9 protein-coding genes and 1 pseudogene are annotated in these 13,315 nt (G+C 38.8%); all 10 read left to right on the plus strand.

Annotated features, from left to right (window positions below; translation table 11 throughout):
• Positions 1-201: pseudogene (locus C200_RS16230) on the plus strand (hypothetical protein); the annotation flags it as partial.
• Positions 202-379: 178 nt separating this feature from the next.
• Complete coding sequence (locus C200_RS12590) at positions 380-1,342, plus strand: NADP-dependent oxidoreductase (protein ID WP_016211088.1); 963 nt, start codon at positions 380-382, stop codon at positions 1,340-1,342.
• A 219-nt stretch (positions 1,343-1,561) separates the two neighbouring features.
• Positions 1,562-2,557, plus strand: a complete 996-nt coding sequence (locus C200_RS12595) for an AAA family ATPase (protein ID WP_016211087.1) — start codon at positions 1,562-1,564, stop codon at positions 2,555-2,557.
• A gap of 27 nt (positions 2,558-2,584) precedes the next feature.
• Positions 2,585-3,520 carry a DUF58 domain-containing protein gene (locus C200_RS12600; protein ID WP_016211081.1) on the plus strand — a complete coding sequence of 312 codons (936 nt, stop codon included), beginning with the start codon at positions 2,585-2,587 and terminating at the stop codon, positions 3,518-3,520.
• Positions 3,521-3,560: 40 nt separating this feature from the next.
• Positions 3,561-4,022, plus strand: a complete 462-nt coding sequence (locus tag C200_RS12605; protein WP_016211086.1) for a DUF4381 domain-containing protein — start codon at positions 3,561-3,563, stop codon at positions 4,020-4,022.
• Entirely contained in the window at positions 4,019-5,044 is a 1,026-nt protein-coding gene (locus C200_RS12610; RefSeq protein ID WP_016211089.1) for a VWA domain-containing protein, read from the plus strand. The genes C200_RS12605 and C200_RS12610 overlap by 4 nt, the downstream gene beginning before the upstream one ends.
• Positions 5,045-5,056: 12 nt before the next feature.
• On the plus strand, positions 5,057-6,691 hold the full coding sequence (locus C200_RS12615; protein ID WP_016211090.1) for a vWA domain-containing protein: 1,635 nt from the start codon (positions 5,057-5,059) through the stop codon (positions 6,689-6,691).
• Between the two features lies 1 nt (position 6,692).
• A complete protein-coding gene (locus tag C200_RS12620) occupies positions 6,693-8,393 on the plus strand; it encodes a BatD family protein (protein ID WP_016211085.1) in 1,701 nt (566 codons plus the stop codon).
• Positions 8,394-8,974: 581 nt separating this feature from the next.
• Positions 8,975-11,011, plus strand: a complete 2,037-nt coding sequence (locus tag C200_RS12630; protein WP_016211710.1) for a hypothetical protein — start codon at positions 8,975-8,977, stop codon at positions 11,009-11,011.
• A 176-nt stretch (positions 11,012-11,187) separates the two neighbouring features.
• Positions 11,188-13,305, plus strand: coding sequence for a methyl-accepting chemotaxis protein (locus C200_RS14625; RefSeq protein ID WP_016211708.1), 2,118 nt, complete (start codon positions 11,188-11,190; stop codon positions 13,303-13,305).
• Positions 13,306-13,315: the final 10 nt, after the last annotated feature.

Raw genomic sequence — 13,315 nt, forward strand, 5'->3', positions numbered from 1 at the left:
CACTCCATGGCTCGCAGCGGCGGTCATTTTAAATGGATGCCAGACCCTCTCCCTACTTTAAAGAAATTAGAAGTACTCACAAAAGAACGAAGTGGCTCTCGAAAGTTGACGATGGTCAGCATATTTTTTGGCTCTTATCGGGATGCACAAACCAAGGCAGCGTATGCAAATCTTCACCAAAAAATCACATCACTATTATAAATAAATATGAGAAAATTCGTGATTGGACAAAGCCTATAATTTTAAATTGGATTTTATAGTTATCAGACAAATCAACGCGCTAAAGAAGTGCTATAACAGCTTCGCTTTTCATTTTTAGCGCATTTTTCTTAAATTAAGCTAGACTTCTAATCAAAGTACCGTATAAAAAGATAGTGCCATGAAAGCGATGATCATCGACCAATTTGGTGACTCTGATGTTCTACAACTCGCCGACATCCCCGTCCCATCGATTAAAGATGATGAAGTGCTCATACAGGTATCTCATACCAGTGTTAATCCGGCTGACTGGAAAATACGCGCAGGTCTGTATGAATATTTACTGCCCTACAAATTCCCGATCATTTTAGGCTGGGACGCTGCTGGAGTCATCAGCGAGGTAGGCTGTAAAGTTAGTCGATTTAAAAAAGGTGATCGCGTTTTTAGCTATTGTCGCAAACCAGTGATTCAACAAGGCAGTTATGCTGAGTACCTTGCTATCGATGCCGATGCTGTCGCTCATATTCCAAACAATATCAGTTTTGCAGAAGCGGCAACGATTCCCATGACAGGCCTCACCGTTTGGCAATGCCTCTTTGAAACCATACGTCTAACTGCCGGCCAAACAATACTCATTCATGGCGGCGCAGGAGGCATCGGCAGCATTGCGATCCAACTGGCGAAATTACAGCAAACAACAGTATATACGACAGCCAGCTTACATAATCATGATTATGTTTACAGTCTAGGTGCTGATATTGCCATTGACTATCAAAATCAAGACTTTGTGAAAGAAATCGCCGCACGGGAACCTGCTGGCATTGACTTAGTCCTAGATACTCGCGGTGGTGAAGTCCAGCAAAATAGCTATCAAATTATTAAAAAAGGCGGTCATTTAATTTCCTTAGTCACTCCCCCTGATGATGATGAAGCTGCCGCTTATCAGGTGCATGCAGAATTCGTCTTTGGCTATCCCAATGGCGAACAATTAAAAGAACTTGCTAAATTACTAGAAAAAAAACAATTAAAGCCTACTATTTATGAAGAAATGAGCTTAGAAGGTGCGGCGATTGCCCATGATATGAATCGCAATGGCCGCCTCGAACGCGGTAAGCTGGTTCTGCACATTACACCTAGCTCGTAATCAATTAATTTAATAGAAAATTCCACTTATTACTTAATATTACTTATACTACTTTAAGTACTACTTTAAGTACTACTTTAAGTACTACTTTAAGTGAGAGTTACCATTTCAATAATGCAACCAACAATAAAAGGCTAGTCAACTCTTCTACTAAGGCTTTACATCTACAAACAAATGCGTATGATTTTAAATTAAAGGCATATCAGCAGGGAGATCGTTATGCCCTTGGATCATCAACTTACAGATAATCAATCACTTCAAGATCAATTTATTCATTTACAAGATGAATTAAACCATCATATTATCGGCCAAAAAGAATTATTATTAATGCTGCAAATCGCTCTACTCGCCGATGGTCACCTCCTGGTCGAAGGCGCCCCAGGACTTGCCAAAACCACAGCCATTAAAGCACTCTCACACTATATAGAAGGCGATTTTCAACGTATTCAATTCACTCCTGACTTACTGCCTTCTGACATTACAGGAACAGATGTCTTCAGGCCACAAACAGGTGAATTTCACTTTCAACATGGACCACTATTTCACCCGATTATCCTTGCCGATGAAATTAATCGCGCTCCCGCAAAAGTTCAATCTGCTTTACTCGAAGCGATGGGAGAGCGTCAAATCACCGTAGGCAGCACAACCTATCCACTACCACAACTATTTCTCGTCATGGCCACACAAAATCCACTCGAGCAAGAGGGTACATTTCCCTTACCTGAAGCTCAGCTTGATCGTTTTTTATTGCATGTAGAAATAGGCTATCCAAATCGTCAAGAAGAAGCCGAAATATTAAAGCTCGTTCGTCAAAATCAGGACACGCTGCAACCACAAAATCAAATCAACCATTATTTAAGCCAAGAGGTAATTTTTGCTGCACGCCAAGAATGTCAGCACATTTTCCTCTCACCAGCCATAGAAGAATATATAGTTCAATTAGTCATCGCAACACGCCTGCCAGAGCAATACAACAAAGAGCTAGCACACTGGCTACGCATTGGTGCTAGCCCACGTGCCACGATTGCTCTAGAGCGTTGTGCTCGCGCTCATGCCTGGCTTGCAAACCGCAACTATATTGCACCAGACGACGTACACCAAGTGCTCTTTAATATTTTGCGTCATCGTTTATTACTCAGCTTTGAGGCGCAAGCACAAGGTATTACCACAAATCAATGCATACAACGTATTTTAGAGACCGTACCAACACCTTAAACAAATTTTAGATGGAGAAGCCCGAAGATGTTCACAAGCACCACACACATCGAACCGGCTAAAGGGACAGCCAGCCATATCGCAGATCTATTACAACTCACTCAACAAGCACGCCGCCTCCCCATACGTCTTGCTCACTTCGCCAAAAACCCAACTTCAGGGCCTCACCCCTCTATTTTCCGTGGCCGCGGCATGGAGTTCGAAGAAGTCCGTCACTATCAACCTGGCGATGATGTTCGAGCCATCGATTGGCGTGTCACCGCACGTACAGGGCAGCTACATACAAAAATATTTCGTGAAGAACATGAGCGACCATTCCATTTCATAGTCGATCATAGCCACAGCATGCAATTTGGCACACGTGTGTGCTTTAAGTCAGTGATGGCCGACTATAGCTGTGCAGCACTTGCCTGGCTGGCGTTTCACCATGGGCATCGTATCGGTGGTGCGATTGTTCACGAACAGTCCATTTGGCTAAAAAGCCAAGCGGGAAAAAAAGGCTTATTTAGCCTTTTAAATAAAATGACAACAACTCATGCTCCTCATCAGAGCCAGCAACTTCACAATACCCTAGAACAATTTATCCATCATAGCCGTGGCGGTGAAATATTCATTATTTTTTCCGATTTCTTTGATTTTTCAGAGCACACGCAAAATTTATTAAAACAACTCTCTTATCATTACGATATCGCTTGTATCCATATACAAGACCCATTAGAACAACGGCTCAATCAGCAAGGAAACTATCATTTCTCTAATGGCAAACAAACAGTTAATATTGCCATTCATTCACAAAAAGATGAAAAATACTATAGTGATTACATGGAGAAATTACATAAAGAAAAGCAACATTTCTTTATAAAAAATGGTATTGCTTATTGTACAATTTCCACCGACCAAGATCCCATTGTAGCTTTAGAGCAAGCGATTACAGACCAAGCTTTATTACGTAGGCAACTATAAATAATCACCAAAGAGTAAAAAAGCAACCATATTAGCAACAATGAGTAACCACAGCCCTCTGAGCTTATTAAAAGATATTCATGCCCCCAACGCGGTCAGCGCCTGGCCACCTGCACCAGGTTGGCTCATACTAATTAGCATTCTAATTATACTCTTTATTGTTTTAAGTTTTTTGCTAAAAAAATATTGCAATAAGAAAAAAATTAAATTATATGGTTTAAATTCTTTACACGATATTCCGCAACACTCAAACTCCCATTATGCCAAAGAGTGTAATGCATTATTAAAAAGAGTAGCCCATTATTATTTTCCTGAACAAAATATTAAAATATTATCTGAAAAAAAATGGCATGACTTTTTAATTTCAAAGCTCCCTAAAAAACACCACAATATTGCAATAACACAGGCTAATTATTTAATTACTAGCCTTTACCAACCAGAAATAATAAGCAATATAGAATTAAAGCAATTTGTACAACTATGGATCAAGGAGTGTCGATGATTCAATTTGCCTGGCCTTGGTTTTTTACTCTGCTACCATTACCTTTTCTTGTCCCTTTTATTCTCCCCTGCGCCAAACAAAATCAAGCATTATTACAGGTGCCTTTTTTCCAGCAGCTAAATCAATTTTCGATCAATCAAAAAAAACACAAAAGACAGTATAAAGATAAATTCTCCGCCTATTTTATCTGGGGACTATTAATTATAGCCGCAGCCAATCCAGTGTGGATAGGACAGTCAATTTATCAGCCGATTGCTGGACGTAATATTCTACTTGCTGTCGATATCTCAGGCAGTATGAAAGAAAAAGATATGCACCTGAATAACACACCCGTCACCCGCTTAACCATTGTTAAAAAAACAGCCGCCTATTTTATTAAAGAGCGCAAGCACGATCGTATTGGTTTAATTTTATTTGGCTCAAATACCTATTTACGCACCCCTCTGACCTTTGATCATATTACAGTACTTAGTATGCTAAATAATGCTATAACTGGCCTTGCTGGCCCTAAAACTGCTATCGGTGATGCAATCGGCTTATCGATTAAAACCTTAATGAAATACCCTAAAAACAGCCGTGTGCTGATCTTACTGACCGACGGTACCAGTAATAGCGGTGTCTTATCGCCCACTCTTGCCGCTAAGCTTGCACATAGTGAAAAAATTAAAATTTATACGATTGGTCTTGGTGCTAATGAAATATCCGTCAAAACTCCTTTTGGCACACGCTACCTTAATCCTTCTCACAACTTAGATACAGCGACGCTAAAAGCGATTGCCAATATCACCAAAGGCCAGTTTTTTCGTGCTCAAGACCTCAATTCGCTTGAACAAATTTACCATGCAATCGATAATCTGGAGCCTTCAAAATCAATATCCCACAACCTCAGACCCGAGCATCCTCTATATCAATGGCCTTTAGGCATCGCCTTATTACTTAGCCTAGTTACTAGCTTGCGCTTTATATTAGTCAATTTAAGATCAACACAGAAATTAAACAAGTTAAAAAAAATCAAGGAGTAAACAAAGTACATCATGCTTATTTTCGGCATTCACTTTCAAACCCCTTTATGGTTACTTTGCTTGCCTATCGTCATTATTATTATTTTATTTCTCTGGTGGCAAAACAAAAACCATCAACACTTACATGCGATTTGCGATTCGCATCTATTGCCTTATTTATTACAAGGCCAATCTTCCGGGCAAAAGCTAATATTCTGGATACTCGGTTTATCCTGGCTTATCGCTATTTTTGCCCTTGCAGGCCCAAGCCTTAAACAAAATAAACCACTGCTTTATCAATCAAGCTATTCACGTATTTTTGTCCTTAATTTATCCAAAAGTATGCTTGCCCAAGATACCCAACCTAACCGCCTGAGCATTGCTCGCTTTAAGCTACTAGAATTACTCAAACAAAGTCAGGATATTCGTACAGCCCTTATTGTCTTTTCTCAACGCGCTTATATCGTCTCACCACTAACCAAAGACAGCCAAACTATCAGTGCTACAGTTCCCCTGTTATCCCCCGAATTGATGCCAGCTACAGGCAATAACCCAGCTGCCGGTCTAGATCAAGCATTAAAACTATTTGAACAAGCAAAAACAGGTCAAGGCCAGGTGATTTTAATCACAGACAGCGCAGGTCAGAAAAAAACGTTAACCGCCGCTAAAAAATTAAAAGAAGCGGGATTCTCTTTGGATATTCTAGCGATTGGCACTGAAGAAGGTGCGCCTATCCCTGAAGAAAATGGCCAATTTATTAAAGAAAATAACCAACTTATTATCAGCCAACTATCACCTCAGCATTTAAAGGCACTTGCCAAAATAGGTGGCGGTTCAGCTTATTTTGCCAGTACAACCAATCAAGATATCCATAATCTATTAAAACAAGGCAACCGACATACACATTACAATCAATCAACACAGGCACACTCATCATCAATCTGGGAAAACAAAGGTCCCTATATCGTTCTTCTCCTACTGCCTTTGGTATTATTTGCCTTTCGTCGTGGTTGGCTTAATCCACTGGCTATTGCCTTTATTTCCACCAGTTCGCTTCCTCCTTCTCCCTCCCATGCGAGCATTTGGCCAGATCTTTGGCTCAATAAAAATCAACAAGCCATAAAGCAACTTACTCAACACCAATATGAAAGCGCCGCCCACACATTTACTGACCCACTATGGCAAGGTTATGCGTATTATCGTGATAAAAAATATAAACAAGCCTTAGAATCATTTCGCAAAGAAAACTCTGCATTATCTTATTATAATCAGGGGAATAGCCTCGCTCAGCTCGGCCATTATCAGCAAGCCATCAATAATTATCAAAAAGCACTAGAACAAGACCCTAACAATCAAGATGCTAAATTTAACAAAAAATTACTAGAAAAACTTCTTAAACAAAAATCGCAACAAGACCAGAATAAAAACCAGAATAAAAACCAGAATAAAAACCAGAATAAAAACCAAGATAAAAACCAAGATAAAAACCAAGATAAAAACCAAGAAAAAAACCAAGAAAAAAACCAAGAAAAAAACCAAGAAAAAACAGTCAAACAAAGTGAATTAAGTCAATCACTCTCTCAGTGGTTACGACAAATTCCAGATGACCCTGGTGGATTATTAAAGCGTGATTTCAAACGCCAAGACGAGCAACAACAAGGACAGTAAAGTGCGTCAATTAAGTTGTATTTTATTATTTTTTATTATACTTCCTGTTTATGCTGCCACTCATTTGTCAGTATATACTTCAACACTAAATCCTATTGTTGGAGAAGCTTTTGACCTTTTTATATCTTCAAACCAGCCTTTTCAACACGAGCCAAATACTCAAGCACTTAATAAAAATTTTGAAATTTTTGGCCTTAGTAAAAGCTCCCAGATAAAAATCATTAATGGTAAAACACATGCTGAATATCAGTGGATTTTGTCTCTTTCAGCAAAAAAGTCAGGCCAAATTATTATTCCGGCAATTTATGTTGGCAAAGATAAAACCCATGCAATTTCTTTAAATGTAATTAAAAACTCAATAAAGGCTATCAATCCTCAGGGGATAGTTGAATTAACAGTCAAGACCTCTCCAAAAATTATTTATCCACAGCAACAAATTACCTATACAGTCATACTAAAGATCGCCCAGTCTATGGCTACACGCCTTAAAAATGCGAGCTTATCTCTTCCTCAAGTAGAAAATGCTATTATTAAATCTCTCGGTCATGATAAAAGGTATCAGCAACGAATCAAAAATACAACATATACAATTATTGAACGCCGTTATGCTATTTTCCCACAACACAGTGGCAAGTTAGAGATCAAAGCTCCTATTTTTCATGGCGAAATAGAAGATTTACATGCACAGTCACTTAGCTTACCCTTCGGCTTTTTTGGCCAAGAAATCAAAAGAACAGCTCCTACCCTTACATTAGCTATTCAGCCAGCGCCAAAACAACATCAAACTGCCTGGCTTCCTGCTAAAAAACTAACCCTACATAGCCACTGGGAGCAAGAGCCCCCGATATTTCAGGTAGGCACTCCCATCACGCGAGTCATTACCATAGAAGCTACAGGGCTACTCAGTAGCCAACTACCTAACACCCTGCTTAACCTTGATAAAGCCAATGTCTATTCAGAAAAACCAATATTAAAAGACACTGAAAAAGGAAATAATATTATAGGTTCACGTCAAGATAACTTTGCAGTGATACCGACTCAACCAGGAAAATTGGTTTTGCCCAAAATACAAATAAAATGGTGGAATATCACTAAAAAACGTTTTGAGCTCACAACACTTAAAGAGGAAGTTATTCATATAAAAGCAGTTGCAAAACCTAACGTAACACCAACTCATCAAAAAACTCAAAAAATAACTCCAGACTCAACTCGCAAACAGTCAGCAAACAATACTTCGACCAAGCTAATTAGCATGTCCTCAACCTGGCCACTGATTAGCATCACTTTACTTATATTATGGCTAATTACCTTATATTCTCACTATCGTTACCGCCGTAATAGTCAGTTTATTAGAAAATCAGCAGCAACAAGTGATATTCCTATACCCCCAAATATCACTACTAGCAAAAATTCATTAAAAGAAGCCTGCCTAACAAATAATCCACAGCATGCCAAAGAAGCGTTGATTCAGCTAGCTCAGGAGCTTTGGCTATTATCCACACCAAACTTATTAGCTTTAAAGCCTTTTATCAATGATCAAGCATTCCAAGAGATTTGTTTGCTTAATCAGTCCCTGTATGCAAATCATAATAAAAATGACTGGCAAGGCAACAGTCTTTGGCAAGCGATTTATCCTGAGTTAAAAAAAGTAAATAAAATAAAAAAAACAAACTCTCCTCTTCCTCCTCTGTACCCTCCGTAAAAAAAGCGTTATACCCTCTCACGCTCATACAATTAAGAGGAAATTATCCCTGTTGTTTAACCTACCCGCTGTAACAATCAAGGAGGCCTGTCGCACAGCAACAAAAATAATTAAAAAACTATAGACAACAAATGATAAATTAATTAATATTTTATTAAGATTAATTAAAAATATAAGAGAGTAGTTAACGATACATTTACTTAAAATTTAATAGTTAACTTTATTTGAAGAATTAAATATATAACTCTGTTTATATTTAAGGAATCTCCTATGCCTCTATCAAAATATGAAATAAATTCTAGTGACATAACATTTGATACGGATAGCCATGAAGTTACAAAATCAGCCCATACAGTAAAAAAAGGGCGAAATAAGACTAACACAGAAACCTATTTTTATAAAGCATTCGTAAGCGTCGCTACCTCGGTAGGTATTTTGCACATCCAATGATGCAAAATCGCCGAGCAAAACGCGACGACTATAAACCCTCGGCTGTCCGCGTCACACAGCGTTGCGTGCCTTGAATCGGCATAGCACTCCATGGCTCGCAGCGTGAGAGTAAAAGTCATTGTTATGATGCTATGGCATCTTTGCTAGCAGAGAAGTGGTACAAAAAATTTGCCTTAGTTTCTGAAACTCGTATAGTCATTAATAATGAGGATTATAGCCGCCCCATCGGCTCTGCATCAGTGGGATTGCAAGGCTTTATAGAAACACAAAGGATATTAGATACCTTAACAGATGGCAACAAGAAACTAGAACTCGCATTTGCTGATAGTGATGACTCCTCTTCAAAATTTAAGTCAGACTTAAACGAATTCTTTAACAAGTATCAAAGCCTCATTAAGGCACTACAAAACCCAAGCAGCGCCATCCCAAATAAACAATATGCTGATTTTTGTAATGACTTTGATAAAATTTTTACTAAAAAAACATCAGTCATTATCGATAAAAAAAATATAACTTTAGAAGAATTAGCTTATGGTCTGGTTTCTGGTAAGGCCGGTGCAGATATCGCACTCATGTTATATCCTGATGGCGACAATCACCAGTGTAATAATGGTGTATCAATCAATCAAGCAGGTCGGCTTCAGTACTCAAAAATAGACCATGATTATAGTTCGGCACGACTACAACAACACAAGTCTCCCGATGAATTAAAGTGCAAAATGAATGAAGCTATCGTTGCAGCTTTAACTCATGGCAACCCCGTGCCACTACAAATGACAAGACGTTTTGATTCAGCAAAACCTGAAAATATTCTTCTCAGATTCGCACATAGTTTTAGAAGAAAGAAAGGCGGATCAAAAACAACAACCTCCGAAAAAGATGCTTTTTGGACTCGCGCCATACAACTAAGACATAGAGCGCTTTATCAAGTAGAAACAGAACAAGCCTTACTAAAAGCAATTGCTTTAAATCCCTTAACACCAGCAGAAAGCAAGCAATACTATAATTTCAATTTAGATTTACTAAAAGAAGAATATGGTCCTCTCTCAGATCAAGCACCAAACCTGACTGCAACTCTTTCAACTCGAACAAAAAGCAGACGCGGTTTCAAGCGACTAAAAGAGCATAATAATGCCCTAAGAGCTGAATCTGAAAGTATACTTGAGCGATATCAAGGCTTCTTGTTAAAAAATCAACAACAATTATACAGCATATTAAAAAAATTAAATTTTAAAAGTAATTTAGACGATTATCTCTATCTTAATCAACTAGACCTGAGCCAAGATCAGACTCTACAAATAATTGAACGCCCTGATTTTCTCAAAACGATTGCTCGCTTAAATTTACATAAAGAATATACTCAAAAAGCACTGAATAACCCTGAATTATTCGAAACAACAATTAAACTAAATTTAAATAAGAGTCACACTCAAAAAGCACTGGATAATCCTAAATTATTCGAAACAATCATTAGCCTAAATTTAAATAAGAGTCACACTCAAAAAGCGCTGGACAATCCTGATTTATTCGAAACAATCATTAAGATACATTTAAATAAAGAATACACTCAACAAGCACTGGATAATCCTGAATTATTCGAAAAAACGATTAGCCTACATTTAAATAAAGAGTGCACGCAAAAAGCGCTGAGCAACCCTGAATTACTCGAAAAAACAATTAACCTACATTTAAATACGAACTATACGCAAAAAGCACTGAGCAATCCTGATTTGCTCGAAAAAATCATTAGCCTGAATTTAAATAGACGATGCATACTAGAAGCACTCGATAACAGTCAGCAGTTTATTCAAAATTATCAAGATTTAAGCAAACTTCATACTGCTTATAATAGCATTGTTGAAGGCATTAAAACCAACCGGTTTCAAGCACATGGACTAGTCGCAGGCAGCCTCATCACCTTTCAGGGAAAATTAAAAGCGGTACCAATAAAAATCGGTAAAATATGGAACTCAATTACTGATGAATACGGTGACTTTAAATTAGTCGATAATACCAAGCCTGTCCTCGCAAATGCTCAAGCAGCAGCAGCCAACGACACCAGCCTAAACCACCGAGGAAGCGCTTTCGCTGGCATGTTCTTTAATTCACGACAACGCTCTCAAAGCCAAGAGATATATGCAGAAATTAGTCAAATGCTGTGCCAGTGATAAAAAAATAGCTTATTATCAAGTGGCGTAAATAAAGTAAGTGACCGGCCCTTATCTCTGAAGATTTAGGGCCAATATCAAGGCGAACCCTTAATTGCTCCTATGTGCCCCACCATTTGCAACAAAATCCCCTATACTTGAGTTTATGATAAACAAGAGAACTCAAGAGTTGTTTAATGTTGGTTCCTCAGCACAAGTATGAGCAAGCACAAGAACAAATCGATCAACTGCTTCAAGAAAAAGAAAGTCTTGAACAAGAGATCAAGCAGTTAAAGCAAGGTGTCCATCAAGACAGCGACCTTGCTGAGTCTCCTGAGCATCTTGTAATTTTTATGGAGACGATGAAGCTATTTGGCAGCACCTTGTCTTCTATACAAGGTTCCTTATCAAATTTTTCTAAACTGGCACTTGAAGAAAATCAGTCCGCTCAGCAAGCGGTCAACTCGTCTCAAAAAACACAGCGCTCAATTGAAGATATTTCAGGGCGCTTAATTAATATGAAAGAAGCAACATCACAAGCATTTCAAAGTGTTGAGACCTTAAGTTTACGTGCTGAAGAAATCAGTGGCATCGTTGAACTTATTAAGAATATTTCAGACCAAACGAATTTACTTGCGCTAAACGCAGCAATTGAAGCCGCACGCGCAGGAGAGATGGGACGAGGCTTTGCGGTCGTTGCTGATGAGGTAAGAAATCTTGCCAAACGTACCAATGATGCGACCAGCGAAATAGAAAGCTTAGTTGGTATCATCCAATTTGAAACGAATGAATCTTCTGATGTCATGGAAGATATTAGTAACAGTTGCTTAAATTTCAACGAAATGAGCCAAAATACCTCGCAACAAATGAATCACTTACTAAACAAAATCCAGTCAGTTGAGCAAACATCATTTAAAGGCGCCATATTTAGTGATATCGAATCCTTTAAAGTAGACCTATTAGCACATAAATTTTCTTTATATCAGCTACTGATGGGGACAATTGACTATAACGCACTGACTTTACCAGATAAGCAGCATTCTCGACTAGGTCAATGGTGTCATCACCATCAAACCACCCCCATCGGTCAGTTGGATGCATTTCACCACACGGATTACACCCTTAACCAGTTTTATCAAGCTGCTGAGCATGCACTGACTGCAATTATTGATGGTAATCTACAAAATGCTCACCAACTCCTTAAAAATATGGAAGAACACAGTATTGAGTTAATTAACGCCCTGGATAACCTAGCTGCAGCCATCAAAAATAAAAACATGCTGACTCCTCCTCAAAGCCAGCCTCCAGAAAATCAGCACAAGCAGAGAAAATCTGCGGCTAGATATAGAAATCTTCAAAAACGCCATGCCAGTAATCACCAAGATCAAGAGCAACATGATCAAATAAATAAAAATAAGAAATATACTGAGCATAACGATCACTCTAACACTCGCCTGCCAAGACAACGTGCAGAACGCAATCACCACTCTTTAGACTCAAGAAAACCCAAAGATAACAGATATTATACAGATGGGCATAAACCAACACATGACCAAACTCAGCAGACTTCTGGCCGGCCTATTGATAAACTAAGAAAAATCAATAGTCGCCCCCGAATAAAAGCATCTCAAACCCATCAAAACCACAGAAAAAACCGCCAACAAACTACCCACAACTCAGAGTGGCAGCATACCTCGCCTTCTAGGCATCAACGACCATTACAATCAGAATATTACAGAAGTTTACAAGAGAGAGCAGAAAGAGAAGAAAACAGTAATTCACTCTTTGACCACCAAGACAGACCGCAGCCAAAAAGACGAATAGATAAAGATCGCAACAATAACATTGAGCGCCCCACGAGTAACCCGTCTTTAAGGCAACAGCCAAATCGACGGTCTATGCATGCACTTAAGCAACGCTATCAGAATAATACACACCATAACTATGACCACGGTGGTGATGATGACATGGATGCACGCGCACGCCATCCTTACCAACAACCCAAACGCTCACAACGGCCACTGCGCAACCAGCCTTTACGTTCTTCTCAAGCAGATTATTTTTCAGAGCAGCCAGAGCCAAATAGTCAGCGTGCTTTACCTCGACACCGATCTACTCCACATTACCCTAATCATGATGATGCACCAAACAGCTGGCAACAGCCGCCTTCATCATCATTAGGAAGAGATGATACCCCACGACGACGACCTCATCACCATCGTAATGATGATGACTATGACTACCCTCAAAATAACAGTGAATATAGTGACAGTGACTATGATGATAGAAACGATAATAATAAGAATTTATCGTAAGCGTCGCTAC

Source organism: Piscirickettsia salmonis LF-89 = ATCC VR-1361 (genome assembly GCF_000297215.2).
Lineage (GTDB): Bacteria > Pseudomonadota > Gammaproteobacteria > Piscirickettsiales > Piscirickettsiaceae > Piscirickettsia > Piscirickettsia salmonis.